The organism is Chryseobacterium sp. UYP7 (assembly GCF_056279225.1).
In genome coordinates this window covers 375,131-394,470 of the sequence record NZ_JBWBQW010000002.1, presented here as the reverse complement: position 1 = coordinate 394,470, position 19,340 = coordinate 375,131, and the positions used below count along the sequence as shown (strand labels likewise).

The following is a 19,340-nucleotide window of genomic DNA, read 5'->3' as shown; positions in this document are numbered from 1 at the left end:
TTTTATTTTTTTTGAATAAAAGGGTAATCGTCTTTCGTGTTTAAAATATCAATTGGAAACGGTTTTTTCGGATCGTACCATTTAATTTCCTGAATATCGGATGGCAGAGAGAATCCTTCAGCCATTAAAACTTCTTTTACTTTCGTAATGATTTCACTTTTAATTTCGAGAACATTTTTCTTATAATCCAGGGTTTCGGCCCAAAAATAAATGCGCAGATTCACCGTACTCGTCGCCAGTTCTTCAACAACAGTAAAGGGTTTTATATTTTCCTGATAAGTCGCAATAGGTTCGATCGTTTTATAAATCGTGGCGATCGCCTTTGTAATATCATCTTCGTAAGCAATTCCGACCATAAAATCCAGACGAATTTTGCCGTCGCGCGTAAAATTGATAACAGGTTCCTTCACCACAATCGAATTAGGCAAGAAAACATCTTTTTCATCAAAAGTTTTAATGTGAGTTGTGCGGAAATTTAGAGCTTTTACATGACCCGTAAAATCCCGGATCATAATCGTGTCATCTAAACTGAAAGGTCTGTTAAAGGCTAAAATTAAACCTCCAAGAAAATTTTCAGCAATATCTTTAAAGGCGAATCCAAATATGAAAGCGGAAAGTCCTGCACCCGCCAGTAAACCTTGTGCGATACCACTTAAGCCGGCAGCTTGCATCGCAAATATGATTCCGACAATAATTAAAACAACCTTGGAAGTTTTGCTCAGAAAATTCACAAATAAGGGATCATGATCTGCATTAATAAATTTTCTTTTGATAAATCTCGAAATCGTAGCAGCAATAAAATATGCGATAACCAGAATAAGAATGGCCAAAAAAATGCGCGGCAAAGACAGCACAAAGGCGTTCCAATAATGGTTCACAGAATCATGCAAACCTTGGGTAATGCTAAGGGCGGTATCTTTCATTTGTTGTTATTTAGATTGGAATGAAAGTCAAATTTACGGTTTCCTTTCTTGTTGAATGAAATTAGTGATTTCTGTAAAACGATCGCTCCAGGGCCAGAAATATTGCAGCACCATCGGAATATGACTTTTATTAATGATGATCGGTTTTACGGCGGGTTGAAACTCATTCAGTTTTTTCAAAAAATGCTCATTGGCAACTTTAATGGAAGGATAAGTTTTCGTTCCCACATAAATGAGAAAAGGTGGCGAATTTTTATTCAGAAAATAAATGGGCGAAGCTTCGTACCATTTTTTCGGATCACTGCTCCAGGTTTTCAAATAATCATCTTCGGCAGTTGGTGGATATTTTTCCAGATAATCTTTCATATCAATTCCGGCTGCATCATTTAAAATAATTCCGGAAATCGAATGTTCAGCAATTCCAAATTTTGGATTTAAAATCGCAGAAGCGACCAGTTGTCCGCCCGCAGAATGTCCCGTCACAAAAAGCTGACTTGCATCGCCGTGGTAAGTTTCAATATTTTTCTGAACCCATTTTACAGCATTAGAAATTTCAGTCGTCATTTCATCAATATTCGCATTTGGACCCAAAGTATATTCGGGAATAACCGTAACCACGTCTTTCTTTGCAAAATTTCTGCCTATAAATCCGTAAGTTTCTTTGCTGCCACTATTCCAGTTTCCGCCGTGAACAAAGAAAAGAACAGGAAGTTTTTTATTTTCTGAATGATTCGGAACGAAAATATTAAGGGTGAGATCTTTTTTTTCTGCAGATTGACCATAAACAACATTCTTGTGTTTTACGGATTGGCAACCGATGAAAGATAAAAAGCCGAAGCTGAGATAAATGATTTTGCGCATGCTTAAAAATACGCGAATTTGTTGGATATGGTTTTTATTTTTTTTGAAATAATTTCGAATTTGTTTTGTATTTTTCTGGCTATTGATCGACGATAAAGTTTGATTGAATTTAGATTGGAGGTTTTTAGTTTTGAATTTCCGATTTGGAACTATTAATAAGGTCACAAATCTTTTCCTACTTTTACACCAACATTAAAAGTACATTCATCTTGAGCGCAAAAATTCTGATCATCGACGACGAACTGAAACTTCTGAAACTTCTGGGAATGATCATTTCCAATGAAGGCTACGAAGTTTTTCAAGCTTCAACCGCACGTTCCGGAATGAATATGTTGAGTGCTCACCAAATCGACTTGGTTTTATGTGATGTTCGACTTCCGGATGCTTTCGGCGTTGATATGGTTCGGGAAATTAAAACCAAGTATCCACACATTGAAATTATTTTAATGACGGCGTACGGAAATATTCCGGATGGCGTTCAAGCCATGCGAAACGGCGCTTACGATTATATTGTGAAAGGCGACGACAACGAAAAAATTATACCGCTCGTTGCTAAAGCTTTGGAAAAAGTAAAAGATAATGTCAAAAATATTTCACAGGAAAAAGCAAACTTCAAAACTGATTTTTTAAATATCATCGGGAAATCTCAAAGTTTTCTCTATTCGAAAATGCTTGCAGAAAAAGTTTCAAATACGGATACTGCCGTACTTTTAACAGGCGAAACCGGAACAGGAAAAGAAGTTTTTGCCAACGCGATTCATCACGAAAGTTCCCGGAAAAAAGGTAATTTCATGGCGATCAACTGTTCAGCTTTTGGAAAAGATGTTTTAGAAAGTGAACTGTTCGGACATAAAAAAGGCGCTTTTACAGGCGCAGCTTCTGATAAAAAAGGTTTGATTGAGGAAGCCCAGAACGGAACCTTGTTTTTAGATGAGATCGGTGAAATGCCTTTGGAACTGCAGTCAAAAATGTTGCGTGTTTTAGAAAGCGGCGAATTCATCAAAATGGGCGATACCAAAATTTCTAATTCAAATTTCCGTTTGATTGCAGCCACGAACCGTGATTTAAAAGAAGAAAGCCGAATTGGAAATTTTCGGGAAGATCTTTATTTTCGTTTAAATGTTTTTGAAATTCACCTTCCGCCTTTAAGAGAAAGAAAAGATGATATTCGGGAACTGACGAATTTTTACATCGCTCAATTTTCAAAGAAGATGAACCTCAAAAATATAATCGTTTCAGAAGATTTCTACAAAAAATTAGAAAATAATCCCTGGAAAGGAAATATCCGTGAATTAAAAAATACGCTGGAAAGAAGTTTAATTTTAATGGAAAACAATCAACTTTCTGCCGAAAATTTGCCCACTTCAGAAAGTGGAAATTTGTTTGCAATGTCTTCTGTCGAAAAAGATCATATCTTAAAAGTTCTGAATTATACGAAAGGAAATAAAGCGGAAGCAGCCCGACTTCTCGACATCGGAATTGCCACTTTATACCGCAAACTCGAGGAATATCAGATGAAATAAATTTTTCTGAATTAAACTTTTTTTTCTGAAATTATCAGCTGTCATTCTGAACAAAACAAAGTGCAGTGAAGAATCTCGTCCCGTATTTTAAGAGATGCTTCTTTCCTGAGCATGACAAAATTGGTTTATAATATTCCAAATCCTTTTTTAAAGCTGAAAAGTATTAATTAAAACCTTTTCGCCCTCGCTAAGTGAAACGCCTTTGCGCCCTTAATTATTCACAGTGTTACAGAGTGAAAGTATAAACCTTCGCGTCTTTGCGTAAAATATTTGTAGTATTTCCAACCTCTTTCAATACCAATAACTTCTCAATTTGAGAACCAAGCCTATCAAAATGATAGGCTTTTTTGCTGTTCCTACATTTTCAAAATAAGTAAAAACCCTTTGCAGTAAGTCAATGTAGCGCTTTTTATAAGATGCGGACTGCCATTTGTAAATCTTCTGGCATATAAAAATATAAAGCAATGATCAATTGGAGATTAAAATATTACAGAAAACTAAGATCCTGGTATTTACTCGCCGCTTTCTTTGGTCTCATTATTTTTATCGGAATCACTTACAGAATCTTTAATCCTTAAATATTTATAACAATGTTGACCCTCATTTTACTGGCGCTCGGAATTGGAATCTTCTTCCTCCTCGCCAAATCTATTAACTTTTTTGACAAAATTTAAACCTATGTGGACCTTATTCATCCTTTCACTCGCAGCATTTGGCTACATCTGCTACGTGCTCATCAAACCCGAAAAATTTTAAACTAAAATGAATATAGAATTACTGGGACTTGTTCTCCTATTCGTAGTCACCTTGCTTTTGGCAATCCCACTCGGGAAATACATTGCTAAAGTTTATGGACACGAAAAAACATTTTTGGATTTTATCTTTGATCCAATTGAAAAATTATTCTTTCGCATTTCCGGCATCAATCCATTAACGGGTTGGAATTGGAAACAAAATATGATGGCTTTAATCTCGATCAATTTTGTTTGGTTTTTAATGGGGATGTTTATTTTAATGAATCAAAACTGGTTGCCTCTAAATCCGGATAACAATCCAGGAATGACGGTCGACTTAGCTTTTAACACCACGATTTCCTTTATCGTCAACTGTAATTTACAGCATTATTCGGGAGAAAGTGGATTAAGTTATTTCGGACAGTTGTATTTATTGTTTTTACAATTTGTTTCTGCAGCAACCGGAATGGCCGCAGTTGCGCATGTTTTCGTTGCATTCAAAGAAAAAACGACGGAGAATTTAGGAAACTTTTTCGTCTTCTTTACAAAATCGATTACCAGAATTTTAATTCCGATTTGTCTTATTATAGGAACGATTTTATTGATCAGCGGAAGTCCGATGACTTTTAACGGGAAAGATAAAATTACCACAATGGAAGGTAAAACCATCGATGTTTCTACCGGTCCGGTGGCAGCTTTTGTACCCATTAAACATTTAGGGACAAACGGAGGCGGGTTTTTCGGAACCAATTCGGCGCACCCCTTAGAAAATTCAAGTTATGTTTCCAATTTTACGGAAATGGTTTCGCAAATGTTGATTCCTTTCGCCCTCGTTTTTGCTTTTGGATATTTTATTAAAAGAAGAAAATTAAGCTGGACTATTTTTGCCGTTATGTCCATCGGATTTTTATCCTTAATGGCCATGAATGTCGCCTTTGAAAATGCCGGAAATCCCGCATTACAGGAAATGGGAGCCAATATTTCTCTGGGAAATATGGAAGGCAAAGAAATACGTTTTGGAAGTTCCGCTTCGGCTTACTGGAGTGTTGCAACGACCGTAATTTCCACAGGTTCTGTGAATTCCATGCACGACAGTTATATGCCACTTTCCGGAATGAATATGCTTTTGGCGATGATGATCAACTGTTTTTACGGTGGAGTTGGAGTCGGAATTTTAAATTACCTGGTCTTCATTATTCTCGCCGTGTTTATAAGTGGTTTAATGGTAGGAAGAACGCCGGAATTTTTAGGAAAGAAGATCGAAGCGAAAGAAATGAAGATCGCCATGATGATCGCACTTTTACATCCGCTTTTAATTCTCGCAGGAACAGCTTTAACGGCTTATCAACCGCAATTTGGAACGGCAACTTTAAATAATCGCTCCTTTCACGGGTTTAGCGAAATGTTGTATGAATTCACTTCCGCTTCAGCAAATAACGGTTCCGGTTTCGAAGGTTTGGGCGATAACACGCAATGGTGGAATATCGCGACAGGAATTGTTTTAATTCTCTCCAGATTTTTACCGATCATAGGACCTGTTGCAATTGCAGGATTGTTGGCTCAGAAAAAATACATTCCGGAAAGTGCCGGAACTTTAAAAACAGATACGCCGACTTTTGGTTTAATGACTTTGGGCGTGATTTTATTGATTGCTGCACTGGCTTTCTTCCCGGCTTTAACATTAGGACCGATCGCAGAATATTTGACTTCGATCACCAAATAATTTTTGATAATTAGAAAATGAATACAAAAAATACACAAAGTCTTTTTCAAAAAGATTTAGTCAATGAAGCGCTGAAACAGTCTTTAATAAAACTGGATCCACGGGTGATGATCAAAAACCCAATTATGTTTTTGGTGGAAGTTGGAACAGTTGTGATGTTCGTAGTTTCCATCTGGACTTTAATGGGAGAAAAAAGTCAGGGAAGTTTCGGTTATAATTTCACCATTTTTATTACCCTTTTCCTCACCGTTTTATTTGCAAATTTTGCCGAAGCTATAGCAGAAGCCCGTGGAAAAGCTCAGGCAGATACGTTGAGAAAAACACGGGAAGAAACGCCGGCGAAATTGATTGTAGATAATAAACGTGGCTTCGAGGTAAAAACCGTTCAAAAAATGTCAGCACAAATGCAACTCGGAGATGTTTTTCTATGCGTTGCAGGAGATCAAATCCCAATGGATGGAGAAATTATTGAAGGTTTAGCGACCATTGATGAAAGCGCCATCACAGGAGAAAGTGCACCGGTTATTCGTGAAGCAGGTGGCGATAAATCTTCAGTAACAGGTGGAACAAAAGTTCTTTCGGATCGGATTAAAGTAAAAGTAAACACGAAACCTGGCGAAAGTTTTCTGGATAAAATGATTGCTTTGGTTGAAGGCGCAAGTCGCCAGAAAACGCCCAACGAAATTGCGTTGACGATCTTATTGGCTGGATTTACTTTGGTCTTCATCATCGTAACCGTGACCTTGAAACCGTTCGCAGATTATTCTCAAACACCAATTACAATAGCGGCTTTTATTTCCCTTTTCGTTTGTTTAATTCCAACCACAATTGGAGGTTTACTTTCAGCCATCGGAATTGCAGGAATGGATCGAGCGTTGCGCGCAAACGTAATTACAAAATCCGGAAAAGCCGTAGAAACTGCAGGTGATATTGATGTTTTGCTTTTAGATAAAACAGGAACAATTACGATAGGAAACAGAAAAGCCACAGAATTTTATCCAGCTACCGGAATATCAATGGAAGAATTTATTAAAGCTGCGGCTTTAAGTTCAATGGCAGATGAAACACCGGAAGGAAAATCGATTTTGGAACTCGCTAATTTACCTGAAGAAAATCTAATCATCGAAAATCCAACTTTTATAGAATTCTCTGCTGAAACAAGAAGCTCCGGAGTGGATTTTAACGGAACGCAAATTAGAAAAGGGGCGTTCGATTCCATCAAACAAATGACGGAAAAAGCTGGAAATACTTTTCCAAACGAAACAAAGGAATCGGTGGAAATGATCTCCAATAATGGCGGAACTCCGTTGGTTGTTTTGAAAAATGGTTTGGTGATGGGCGTTATCGAATTACAGGATATCATAAAAACCGGAATGAACGAACGTTTCCAAAGGTTGCGTAAAATGGGCGTGAAAACCGTAATGGTAACAGGAGATAATCCTTTAACCGCCAAGTTTATTGCCGAAAAAGCGGGTGTTGATGATTTCATCGCCGAAGCCAAACCGGAAGATAAAATGAATTACATCAAACGCGAACAGGAAAGCGGAAAATTGGTCGCCATGATGGGTGATGGAACAAATGACGCACCGGCTTTGGCTCAAGCAGATGTTGGTGTCGCGATGAATAGCGGAACTCAGGCAGCGAAAGAAGCCGGTAATATGGTAGATTTAGATAATGATCCAACCAAACTGATCGAGATCGTAGAAATTGGTAAACAGCTTTTAATGACGCGCGGAACATTGACCACATTTTCTATTGCAAATGATGTCGCCAAATATTTTGCTATTATTCCAGCCCTGTTCATCACGTTTATTCCGGCTCTGCAATTTCTAAATATTATGAATTTGCACAGTCCACAAAGCGCGATTTTATCAGCAGTGATCTTCAATGCGATCATTATTCCATTCCTCATTCCATTGGCTTTAAAAGGGGTTGAATATAAACCAATCGGTGCAAGTGCATTGTTGCGAAGAAACCTTTTAATTTATGGACTTGGCGGAATTATCGTTCCATTTATCGGAATCAAATTGATCGATCTTTTGGTGACTTTATTTATGTAGTTATAGTAAAATGGCGGGTTTTATTTGGGCAGACAATTCCGCCTTCCACTCCCGCTTTTTTGCTCCTCGTTCCTCGTCACAAAAAGAGCTTCATTCAAGTCGGGCTGCAAGAATCGCCCTCAGCATAATAAGTTTTTAAAAATAAAAAAACAGTCAGTAAATAAAATTTTAATCTTAAAAAATGAAAAAATATATCAGACCCGCTTTAGTACTTACTTTAGGAATGGTCGCAGTCATCGGAGTTTACACCTTGTTCGTTTTTGGAATTGGAAAAATCACGCCGGATAAAGGTTTAGCAGAACAAATTAATGTGAATGGCAAAAGACAGTATGCGAATATTGGACAGCAATTTACGCTTCCCCAATATTTTCATGGCCGACCTTCTGCCGTGGATTATAATGCTGCAGGAAGTGGTGGAAGCAACAAAGGCCCGAACAATCCGGAGTATTTAGCAGACGTTCAAAAAAGAATCGACACCTTGTTAATTCAAAACCCAACCATGACGGAAGTTAAAATTCCGGTTGATTTAATAACCGCAAGCGGAAGTGGTCTGGATCCGAATATTTCCGTTCAGGCTGCAGAATTTCAAATCGATAGAGTAGCCAAAGCCAGAAATTTATCGACCGACAAAGTGGAAGAATTGATCACTCAAAATTCGGCAGATGAGAACATCGTTTTCTTCGCACCTCAAAAAGTAAATGTGCTGAAGTTAAACGCCTCGCTGGATCAGCTTAAATAATCACTTTCTAGAAATAAGATCTTCAAACCGCAAAAGTAGAAAAAGTCCAGATGGAAAGTGATCTGCAGAAGCAAGCAACATTTTATAATTGTTAAGATTCCCATCGATATGCAAACTTTTGACAGCAAACAAAATCGGCCTTTTCTATCTTTTGTGGTTAAAGATTTTTAGACAAAATCTTAAGTTTCAAAATGAAACTCTTTTAAAAAAACAATACAATTTCATACCCTTTTTCAACAATGAAAAAATTAATTATATCAGCTTCAATATTGGCTTTTGGAATTTTTAATGCACAGGAACAAACAGAAACTGCAGTTCAAAAAGTTACTTTTTCCGGATACGCCGAAATTTTTTACTCCTACGATTTCAATCAGCCCGATAATCACATTCGCCAACCTTTTCTTTATACCTACAACCTGCACAATGAGTTTAATTTGAATTTGGGATTAGTAAAAGCGAATTATTCTACAGAAAATATGCGCGCCAATTTAGCTTTGATGGCAGGAACTTACCCGCAGGATAACATGTCGGCAGAACAGGATTTATTGAAACATGTCAATGAAGCAAATATTGGATTCAAGATTTCTAAAAAGAAAAATATTTGGATCGATGCCGGAATTATGCCTTCTCATATTGGATGGGAAAGTGCGATCGGAAAAGATAATTTGACCTTAACAAGAAGTATTGCAGCGGAAAATTCGCCTTATTTCGAAACGGGTGCGAAGATTTCTTATACTTCCGATAATGGCAAATTTTTTCTGAGTGGATTGGTTTTAAACGGATGGCAAAGAATTGCGCGTCCGGAAGGAAATCAAACTTTAGCTTTTGGACATCAGATCACATATAAATTCTCCGATAATTTCAGTTTAAACAGCAGTTCGTTTATCGGAAATGATAAACCAACGGCGGAGAAAAAGATGCGCTATTTTCATGATTTATATGCGAATTTTAATCTCGGAGAAAAATGGTCCGGAATTGCTGGTTTTGATGCAGGTGCCGAACAGAATGCAAAAGGAAGTGAGAAATATAATTTATGGTATTCTCCCAATTTATTATTAAGATATTCGATCACTGACCGAACAAAAATTGGGGGTAGGGTAGAATATTACAACGACGAAAAAGGCGTAATCATCGGAACTACAACGCCAAATGGTTTTCAAACTTTTGGATATTCACTGAACGTGGATCATGAAATTCATAAAAATATTTTATGGCGAACTGAAGCGAGAGGTTTTTCTTCGAAAGATGCTATCTTTATGAAAGATAATATGCCCGAAAGTACGAATTTCTTTGTCACCACAAGTCTTTCAGCCTGGTTTTGAAACTGAAATTTTTAACCACATAGTCACAAAGATTTAATTTGTTAGAAAATAGAAAGTATAGAACAAACCGCACCAACGAAAATCGACAGATTTTCAATTTTGTGAACTTTGACTTCAACTTTTAAAACAGTCCACTTTTGTGACTTTGTGGTTAAAAAATCTTCCTTCAAGTATTAAAAACTTAAATGTAAAAAAATGTCTTCAGCAGAACATTTCCTCGACCTCATTCAAAAATCCAAACGCGGAAAATTCAAGATTTATATCGGAATGAGCGCCGGTGTGGGAAAAACCTACAGAATGTTACAGGAAGCGCACTCTTTGCTGAAACATGGAATTGATATTAAAATTGGCTACATTGAGCCGCATCTTCGGGCAGAAACAATTGCTTTGGTAGAAGGAATTCCCGTCATTCCACGGAAATCTATTTTCTACAAAGGAAAATATTTGGAGGAAATGGATGTTCAGGCGATCATCAACGACCATCCGGAAATTGTGCTGGTTGATGAATTGGCACACACGAATGTTGAAGGAAGTGCCAACAAAAAAAGATGGCAGGATGTGCTGGAAATTTTGGAAGCCGGAATCAATGTTATCAGCGCCGTTAATATTCAACATATAGAAGGTTTGAATGAAAGCGTAAAAAATATTATTGGAATTGAAGTCACAGAAAGAGTTCCCGATAAAATTCTGGCGCTTGCAGATGAGGTCGTCAACATTGATTTAACTGCAGATGAATTAATTTCACGCTTGAAGGAAGGAAAAATTTATCCCGCAGATAAAATTCAAACTTCACTGAATAACTTTTTCAAAAGCGATCATATATTGCAATTGCGGGAATTGGCTTTGAAAGAAGTTGCAACACACGTAGAGAAAAAAGTAGAAACGGAAGTTACAAAATCGGTTAATTCCCGTCCCGAAAAATTTTTAGCCTGCATCAGCAGCAACGAGAAAACGGCAAAAGCGGTGATCCGAAAAACTGCGAGATTGGCGAGCTATTATAACAGCAGATGGACGGTTTTGTATGTTCAGTTGCCAAAGGAAAACGCAGATAAAATTGCGTTGGATAAACAGAGATATCTCATTCATAATTTAAATTTTGCGCAGGAAATGGGTGCTCAAGTCGTGAAGAAAAACGGGAGATATATTTCAGATACGATCCTGGAATATGTTCAAGAAAACAAAATTACCACCGTTTGCATCGGAAAACCGCACCATAATTTTTTTCAGCAGGTTTTTCGACTCAATTGGTTTCATAACTTTGTCAACAAGATGATGAATGAAAAAGTGGATATCATTATTCTGTCTTAAATTTGTATCCAAAATGTCTTTAAAAAATCACTTCGCTTAATTATTTTCAAATGAAAATTAAAACCAAACTCACGCTCGGTGTCGGACTTTTATTTCTATTGATCGTCTTGCTTTCCGTCGTTAGTGCCATCAATATTTACAAACAAAAATCGGACACAGAAAAAATTCTGATTGCCAATTACAACTCTCTGGAATATTCCAAAAACATGATGTTGGCTTTGGATAAAGTAGATTCAGACTCTTCGCAGATTGAGATTTTCAAAAATAATTTGAGCCTTGAAGGTAAAAATATCACAGAAATCGGGGAAAATGATTCCTACGAAAGTTTAAATACTCATTTTCAAACTTTTCAGCAAACACCGAATTCTGAGACCGAAAAACTCATCAGAAATGATCTGGTGGAAATTATGCGTTTGAACATGAGCGCTATCGTTCAGAAAAGTGATACCGCGATTGCAACCTCGCAGACCGCGACAACCTGGGTGATTTCTTTGGGAAGTGTTTGTTTTTTAATTGCATTTACCTTGCTTTTTAATTTGCCTGGAAATATTGCACGTCCGATCAGGGAACTAACGGAAAGTATCAAGCAAATTGCGAATAAAAATTACCATGAACGCGTTCATTTTGAAGGCAGCGAAGAGTTTGAAGACTTGGCAAATTCCTTCAATTCAATGGCAGAAAAACTGGAGGAATACCAAAGCAGCAACTTATCGAAACAGTTGCTGGATAAAAAACGCGTTGAAACATTGATCGCGAATATGCATGACCCTGTAATTGGTTTGGATGAAAATAATTTCATCAATTTTATAAATGAAGAAGCTTTAAAAGTTTCGGGTTTGGTTCGGGAAGATATTTTTAAAAAATCTGCTTCCGATGTTGCGGTTAATAATGATTTGCTGCGGGAATTGCTTCGTAATGCGGCTTCAGATGATAAGACCGATTTCCCCATTAAAATTTTTGCCGATAATAAAGAAAGTTATTTTGAACAGGAAATTATTCCCATCAACTTTATTCCAACCGGAGAAACAGAGAAAAAAGAAGCTGGAAAAGTGATTTTATTAAGAAATGTAACAGCGCATAAAGAGCTTGATTTTGCGAAAACTAATTTCATCGCGACGGTTTCTCATGAATTGAAAACGCCAATTTCCTCCATGAAAATGGGAACTCAGTTGCTCAAAAATGAAAAATTCGGAAATCTGAATACGCAACAGAAAGAACTCTTGAAAAGCATTGAAGAAGATGGGGACAGATTACTGAATATAACCGGGGAATTATTGAATTTATCTCAGGCAGAAAGTGGAAATATCCGCTTAAATATTAAAGACTGTAAAGTTTCAGACCTGGTAAAAACAGCGGTTTCAAATAACTTGATCGTTGCTGAAAATAAAGAAATCCAAATCGAAACCGATTTCAGAACAGATGATAATGCGACCATTAATGCAGATTTTGATAAGACGATTTGGGTCCTTAATAATTTTCTGACAAACGCCATCAAACATTCTGAGATTGGACAAAAAATAATTATCTCAACCGAAAAAATCTCAGAAAAAATCAAATTTTCAGTACAGGATTTTGGGAAAGGAATTGATTCGAAATACCATTCCAAAGTGTTCGACCGTTATTTTCAAGTGCCTGAAGATTTTCAAAACGGAACAGGTTTAGGTTTGGCCATCAGCAAAAATTTTATTGAAAAACAGGGTGGCGAAATCGGCGTAGAAAGCACAGTTAACGAGGGAAGTATTTTCTGGATGATTTTGTAGCTTTGCTCTACCAAAGAAGGTTTAAAACTTAGTAAAACACAATAGCGAATTTTTTTATTGCTTTCCACTTTCGACTATGACTCGATTTTACAATTGGATTCGTTTAAGTTAGACTGAAGGAATTTATTTCTACCTGTCTATTTTTCAGTACGATAAAGAAAAATATGTAATTTTACATTAGTTAGAAACTGATGAAAACTTATTTTTTTCTTGTGATTTTCACTCTAATTTCCTGTTCCAAGAAAATAGAAGTGATTTCTGTGGAAAAAAATAAAGATGAGATTTACCAGAAAAATATCGCTTACGGAAAAGATCTTATTCTCAATACTTCAAAATATTTTGGTCCTAATGGAAGTCTTTCTCAAACCTCAAATGGGATGAACTGCACCAATTGTCATTTGGATGCAGGAACCCGGGATTACGGAAATAATTATAAAGCGGTTTTCGCGAATTATCCAAAATTCAGACAAAGAAGTGGGGAAGTAGAATCGCTTTCAAAAAGAATTAACGACTGTTTTCAAAGAAGTTTAAATGGCGATACGCTCTCAACAAATGGTCTTGAACTTCAGGCGATGATCGATTACATTAATTCTGTTGGAAAACACATTCCGAAAAATACCATTCCAAAAGAATCTGGGATAAAAAAACTGCAACTTTTAACGAGAGCCGCAGATCCGGAAAAGGGAAAACCGACGTACGAAAAAAACTGTGTACAATGTCACGGAATAAATGGCGAAGGTGAAATCGCCAAAGACAAATCCCAATCCTATTTTATTTATCCACCACTTTGGGGTAAAAATTCTTATAACACTTTTGCAGGATTAAATAGAATTCAAAAACTCTCCGGATTTATTTATGACAATATGCCTTACGATATTGCAAGTCATGAAAAGCCAGTTCTCAGCGAGGAGGAAGCTTGGGATGTTGCTGCGTATATTATTTCAAAATCCCGACCCGAAAAATTTTTCAGTGAAGACTGGCCAAATTTAAAAACAAAACCGGTTGATTACGCTTTTGGACCTTTTGCTGATTCCTTCTCAGAACAACAGCACAAATATGGACCTTACCAACCGATTCTCAATTTCCGAAAAAGAAATGATTAGTTATTCTCCTCAAATTTGAAAAGAACATAACCCTGAGTTTGATAATTTGAAAGTGCCGTTTTTGCAGAGAAAGCTTCTTTTACATTCTCCATAAGATCGGATAATTTTAAGCCGTCCCAACTCATGATCTGTCCGCAAACGACAAACTTCGCCCCTTTGGTTTGCATCTGTTTGATCAGGTTGAGATTAGGATTGTCGATCTTATATTTCGCTTTGTACAGATCATCTTTCAGTAAAATATCAGTCGCAGAACCGTGAACCACAAAAACCATCTTCAATTTTTCAGGGAGAATTCCGGAAGCGATATGTAGATTGAGAATTCTGCCCGCTTCAACCAGCGGCATATTTTCATTTTTGAAGGCAGTTTCCTTATCATTTTTACCGCTGAAATCGGTGAGTTCAAAAATAAGTTTGTAATCCTTAGAAATATCGGGTAAATCATTTACATCGGTAGGTTTCACAACAGACATAAACATGTTTCCCGTAATAAACGGTTGAAAATATTCCAGAACGTAACCTTTCACCACATTTTTTCCTAAAGGTAAAATCGTGTTGCTTACGAGATCCAGGCCTTGAAAGCTGAGCAATTTTTTTGCGTCTTTGTAAGAAATACTATCGCTTGTACTTTTAGAAAGTTGCTCTTTGTAATCATTCGCCATTTTCATATATTCGATTAACATCTTTTGATCAAAATAGATATTGGCAATTGCGGTTTTATTTGATTCGTGAAGTTTATTGAAGTCTTTCGTAAAGTTATCGGTAAATGTCTTTTTGAACTGCGTTCCTTGCGTTGGATCTGCAATCATCGCTTCTGCATAATTCTTCAGCGGAATGCTTGTTTTAGGAAAGTTTTCGTTTTTTGAATACGCTGCTAAACCTTTATAATTTTTCTGTAGGAGATAAATAGCATCTGCATATTCGGAAAATTTCTGCGTTTTTTCATTAATTTCTAATGGTGCTATTTTTACCACCAGATTATCAAGGTTTTTCTCGAAATCTTTGGTGTTTGTAAATGATGCAGCCGGGAAATAGAATTTTTTGTTTTCCGGGGAAGCATCTCCTTTTGTTTGAGCCCATAATGCCGAGGTATAAACCAGCAGTGCGGCAAATAATAATTTAGTTTTCATGATGTAGTTTTTTAATAATCAAAGGTATAGATATTTTATATTCAGATAAATATTTTTTGTTCCTTAAATTATCTTCTGAAAAAACCGTCATCAATTTGTTTTGGTTGACCTTTAAAAAGAATTATCTAACCACTCAAACATTTTTTTATAAACCTCATTTCGCACTGGTTTTTTGGATAAAACTAAATCGTGCATGCCATTTTCTATTTCGCAGGAGGTGACGTTGCCTTTAATTGTACGCGTATAATGTTCAATATTATCCACATTCAAAACGCAATCTGCCTCCATAAATCTGGGCGACCATTTTTTTTCATAAATCGATTTACTGCTGTGCAATACAAGAACTGGTACATCTAAATACAGATTGTTCTGAGTTTTTTTATGGGCATGATGTATGGCACCAATAAAACTTAAATTCACATCTGGAATTTCGTGCGGTTTCCACGCCAGCAAATAGTCCCATTCACCATATTTATCTTTGTGGAGACTATAACCATACAATTCTGAAAGACCGGGCGAAATGGTTTTGTTCGGAAAATATATACTTAAAAACGAAATTAGCGGAATGCCTATTTTTCTCTCAAAAGCATTCATATTAAATTCATAAAACGGGCTATTGCAAATGATGCCCTGAAATAAACCGCTTTTTAAATGATTTCCTCCATAATTGGTCACGATCAACCCACCGGTAGAATGTCCCATTAGAATAACTTCTTTGTTATTTTCAGACTTCATGATCTGCAAAGCTTCGTTTATTTCCTCGTCATATTCTAATAGCGATCGAACATTATTTAGTTTTTGGTGACTCAATAAAGATCGGCCGTACTTTCGCAGATCCAGCGCGTAGAAATTATAGCCTTCCTCATTAAATCGCTTTGCCATTTGGTCCTGAAAGAAATAATCGTTGAAACCGTGGATGTATAAGATAGCTTTTGAAGATAGTTGCGCAGATTTTTTACGGATTAAGGTTGCAATGACTTTACCTTCATAATCGTCTGGGAAAGATAGGATCAATTGCTCAAAACCTTCTCCAAGGATGTCAGGACAGTAATTGGCTTCATGCTCTTTCATGGTTGTTTTTGTCAAATTTACTAACATTCTTTTTCTGTAGAACTAAAAGTTTAACAGCTTCAATTAAAAAAAGCTACGAATAAATCGTAGCCTTCTATTTGTAAGAGAAAATTTTTTTTTAATGCTCTTCGTGACCATGAACGCCATGAGCGTGACCATGATCTAATTCTTCTTCCGTTGCTGGCCGGGTTGATTCTACTTCCAGGTCGAAATGTAAAGTTTTTCCTGCCATTGGATGATTAAGATCTGCGATAACCGCTTCTGGAGTTACTTCTAAAACGATTGCGTTCAGGTGATTTCCTTCAGGATCCTGCAAAGGTAAAATCGCTCCAACTGGCGGAACACCTGATTCTTCGAACATTGCGATCGGCAATTCTGTTTTTGCGTCATCATCTTTGTCGCCGTATCCTTCTTCCGGAACGATGGTAAAAGATTTTTTATCTCCTGCAACCATCCCCTGAAGATGTTCTTCAAATTTTGGCAACATCATTCCAACACCATATAAAAAAGTGAAAGGATTTTCAGCATCTGTTTTTTCGATGAACGTTTTTTCACCATTGTCTTCGATTGCGTGAAGCGTGTATTGTAAAGCTACAACGTGATTTTTGTCTATTGTCATGAGGTTAATGTTAAGAAGGATTTCTAAATCCTTTTATTAAATATCTATTTTAAAGACTAAATTTCAGGTTAATCTTGTTCAGGTGCAAAGGTAAGAATTTAGATTAAATTGGATTTTTAACCCACAAAAGTCACAATAGCTTTCTAATTTTAAAACGAAAATCAAAGTTCAAATAAGTTTTTGCAAAATCGAATTTCCGAAGTACATCTTGTTGTCCGATGTATCTAATTAAAAATCATCTGCGGTCTTTGCGTAAAAACTTTGCGTCTTTGCGTGAAACTTCTAATCAGCTTTCAATTCTACACTGAAATCATGAGTCAATCGCAAAACGCCTTCAGTTAAACTGTCCTGATGTTCGGTGAAGCCTTTAAGTTTAGAAGATTTTCCTTTGATGATCAAATCCTGAATCTGTTTCTCGGTCAATTTTTTTTCAAACAGTTGAAAAGGAATTTTAAATCCACAACCTTTAAAATTAGAACAACCAATCGCAGTTTTTCCTTTCATTAGTTTGCTTTCTTTACATTTCGGACATTGTTCAGCTTCCCAAATAATCGCAACTGTTTTTCTTGGTGTTGATTCCTTTTTTTCTTTAGGTTGAATTTCTTCTGTGACGGAAATAACTTTCGCTTTTTCGTTTATCACGTTTCTTGTTAAATTCGTCACCATCGTGATGAGCTCTTCTTTAAATTGAGTGGCATCATATTCTCCACGCTCAATTTTTCTCAATTTGAATTCCCATTCTCCCGTTAACTCCGGACTTTTCAGTAATTCATCCTGAATCGTATCGATCAATTGAACGCCGGTTGAAGTCGCCAGGATATTTTTTTTCTTCCGCTCGATATAATTTCTTTTGAAAAGAGTTTCGATAATGTTTGCACGCGTTGAAGGTCTTCCAATACCATTGTTTTTCATCATCTCCCGCAGTTCTTCATCATCAACTTGTTTTCCCGCAGTTTCCATGGCTCGAAGCAAAGTTGCTTCAGTATAAGCTTTTGGCGGACTGGTTTTTCCCTGATGAATTATAGGTTTGTGCGGCCCTTTTTCGCCGGCTTTAAATTCGGGAATCGTCTGTTCCTCGTCTTTATCCCTTTTTTCGGGCTCTTCTTTTTTATCTTTAACATAAACTTCACGCCATCCTAATTCCAGAATTTGTCGTCCTGAAGTTTTGAATGGAATCGTTCCAACCTGACCTTCCACCAAAGTATTGGAAATTTTACATTCCGGATAAAAAACGGCGATAAACCGTTTCGCGATCAGATCATAAATTAATTTTTCTTCTCTGCTCAAATTCGAAGAAGGCGGAATTTCCGTCGGAATAATCGCGTGGTGATCGGTGACCTTCGAATCATCAAAAACGGTTTTCGATTTCGGAATCGCTTGAGCCAAAAGCGGAGCGGTCAATTCCCTATAAAAATTCATACTTTGAAGAATTCCAGCAATTTTTGGATGCAAACTTTCGGAAAGGTAAGTCGTATCAACACGCGGATAAGTCGTGTGTTTTTTCTCGTATAAACTTTGGATATATTTCAAAGTGTTTTCCGCAGAATAACCATATTTTTTATTCGCTTCAACCTGTAACGCCGTCAAATCGAAAAGTCGAGGGTTCTTTTCTTTTCCTGCTTTAATTTCGAAAGAGATAATTTCAAAAAGGTTTTGCTTTAAATATTCCAGACCTTTTTCGGCTTTTTCTTTTGTTTTTAAACGGTCTATGGCGGCAGTGAAGAGAACATCGCGGTACTTCGTTTTCAGTTCCCAATAATCTTCGGTATCGAAAGCATCGATTTCTTTTTGTCGCTGGACGATCATGGCTAAAGTTGGCGTTTGAACGCGCCCGATAGAAAGGACCGTTTTATTTCCACCAAATTTTTTTGTGAATAAACGCGTGGCATTTATTCCTAAAAGCCAGTCCCCAATTGCGCGTGCATTTCCGGCGAGATAAAGATTCTGATAATCTTCGGCAGGTTTTAAATTCGAGAAACCTTCTTTAATGGCTTCTTCAGTTAGGGAAGAGATCCAAAGTCTTTTTGTCGGTTTTTTACATTTCGCTTTTTGCAAAACCCAGCGTTGAATGAGTTCTCCTTCTTGTCCTGCATCACCACAATTGATAACTTCCTCGCAGTCTGCAACCAGTTTTTCAATTGTTTTAAACTGCTTTTCGACGCCCGGATTAGAAATTAATTTAATTCCAAAAGGTTCGGGAATAATGGGAAGATTAAATAGTGCCCAGGATTTCAAATGCGGTTCATAATCATGCGGTTCTTTCAGCGTACAAAAATGTCCGAACGTCCAAGTCACCCAATAACCATTTCCTTCGAAATAACCTTGCTTAGGCATGTTTGCACCTAAAACTTTGGCAATATCTCGGGCAACACTTGGCTTTTCAGCGATACATAATTTCATAATTCAATCTTCATTTTCTGGACGTGCTGCAAATTTGAGTAAATTTTTCTAAACAAATGGATGAAAT

At 36.8% G+C, this 19,340-nt stretch carries 15 protein-coding genes; 9 read left to right on the top strand and 6 right to left on the bottom strand.

What is annotated here, in order from left to right; translation table 11 throughout:
- Positions 1-2 precede the first annotated feature (2 nt).
- On the bottom strand, positions 3-923 hold the full coding sequence (locus tag ACZ9HT_RS06080; RefSeq protein ID WP_476039569.1) for a mechanosensitive ion channel family protein: 921 nt from the start codon (positions 921-923) through the stop codon (positions 3-5).
- 33 nt (positions 924-956) lie between these two features.
- On the bottom strand, positions 957-1,784 hold the full coding sequence (locus ACZ9HT_RS06075; protein WP_476039568.1) for an alpha/beta hydrolase: 828 nt from the start codon (positions 1,782-1,784) through the stop codon (positions 957-959).
- A gap of 209 nt (positions 1,785-1,993) precedes the next feature.
- Here ACZ9HT_RS06075 and ACZ9HT_RS06070 point away from each other — a divergent pair, with 209 nt between their 5' ends.
- From ACZ9HT_RS06070 to ACZ9HT_RS06030, 9 genes are all read left to right on the top strand, one after another.
- Positions 1,994-3,307, top strand: coding sequence for a sigma-54-dependent transcriptional regulator (locus tag ACZ9HT_RS06070; RefSeq protein ID WP_476039567.1), 1,314 nt, complete (start codon positions 1,994-1,996; stop codon positions 3,305-3,307).
- A 678-nt stretch (positions 3,308-3,985) separates the two neighbouring features.
- Entirely contained in the window at positions 3,986-4,063 is a 78-nt protein-coding gene (locus ACZ9HT_RS06065) for a potassium-transporting ATPase subunit F (protein WP_126340520.1), read from the top strand.
- 6 nt (positions 4,064-4,069) lie between these two features.
- Entirely contained in the window at positions 4,070-5,764 is a 1,695-nt protein-coding gene (kdpA, locus tag ACZ9HT_RS06060; RefSeq protein ID WP_476039566.1) for a potassium-transporting ATPase subunit KdpA, read from the top strand.
- Positions 5,765-5,781: 17 nt separating this feature from the next.
- Positions 5,782-7,824 (top strand): potassium-transporting ATPase subunit KdpB, encoded by a 2,043-nt coding sequence (kdpB, locus tag ACZ9HT_RS06055; protein ID WP_476039565.1) that lies wholly within the window; start codon positions 5,782-5,784, stop codon positions 7,822-7,824.
- 181 nt (positions 7,825-8,005) lie between these two features.
- Entirely contained in the window at positions 8,006-8,563 is a 558-nt protein-coding gene (gene kdpC / locus ACZ9HT_RS06050) for a K(+)-transporting ATPase subunit C (protein ID WP_476039564.1), read from the top strand.
- Positions 8,564-8,802: 239 nt separating this feature from the next.
- Positions 8,803-9,885 carry a porin gene (locus tag ACZ9HT_RS06045; RefSeq protein WP_476039563.1) on the top strand — a complete coding sequence of 361 codons (1,083 nt, stop codon included), beginning with the start codon at positions 8,803-8,805 and terminating at the stop codon, positions 9,883-9,885.
- 195 nt (positions 9,886-10,080) lie between these two features.
- Positions 10,081-11,193 carry a sensor protein KdpD gene (locus ACZ9HT_RS06040; RefSeq protein ID WP_476039562.1) on the top strand — a complete coding sequence of 371 codons (1,113 nt, stop codon included), beginning with the start codon at positions 10,081-10,083 and terminating at the stop codon, positions 11,191-11,193.
- A gap of 50 nt (positions 11,194-11,243) precedes the next feature.
- Positions 11,244-12,953 carry an ATP-binding protein gene (locus ACZ9HT_RS06035; RefSeq protein ID WP_476039561.1) on the top strand — a complete coding sequence of 570 codons (1,710 nt, stop codon included), beginning with the start codon at positions 11,244-11,246 and terminating at the stop codon, positions 12,951-12,953.
- A 191-nt stretch (positions 12,954-13,144) separates the two neighbouring features.
- A complete protein-coding gene (locus ACZ9HT_RS06030; protein WP_476039560.1) occupies positions 13,145-14,056 on the top strand; it encodes a c-type cytochrome in 912 nt (303 codons plus the stop codon).
- On the opposite strand, the gene ACZ9HT_RS06025 is transcribed toward ACZ9HT_RS06030, so the two are convergent.
- The 4 genes from ACZ9HT_RS06025 to ACZ9HT_RS06010 all read right to left on the bottom strand — a co-directional run bounded on the left by ACZ9HT_RS06025 (position 14,053) and on the right by ACZ9HT_RS06010 (position 19,273).
- Complete coding sequence (locus ACZ9HT_RS06025; RefSeq protein WP_476039559.1) at positions 14,053-15,183, bottom strand: DsrE family protein; 1,131 nt, start codon at positions 15,181-15,183, stop codon at positions 14,053-14,055. The two genes, ACZ9HT_RS06030 and ACZ9HT_RS06025, sit on opposite strands and share 4 nt — an antisense overlap.
- A 111-nt stretch (positions 15,184-15,294) precedes the next feature.
- On the bottom strand, positions 15,295-16,281 hold the full coding sequence (locus ACZ9HT_RS06020; RefSeq protein WP_476039558.1) for an alpha/beta hydrolase: 987 nt from the start codon (positions 16,279-16,281) through the stop codon (positions 15,295-15,297).
- Between the two features lie 91 nt (positions 16,282-16,372).
- Positions 16,373-16,873 (bottom strand): FKBP-type peptidyl-prolyl cis-trans isomerase, encoded by a 501-nt coding sequence (locus ACZ9HT_RS06015; RefSeq protein WP_476039557.1) that lies wholly within the window; start codon positions 16,871-16,873, stop codon positions 16,373-16,375.
- A gap of 282 nt (positions 16,874-17,155) precedes the next feature.
- On the bottom strand, positions 17,156-19,273 hold the full coding sequence (locus ACZ9HT_RS06010) for a type IA DNA topoisomerase (protein WP_476039556.1): 2,118 nt from the start codon (positions 19,271-19,273) through the stop codon (positions 17,156-17,158).
- Positions 19,274-19,340: the final 67 nt, after the last annotated feature.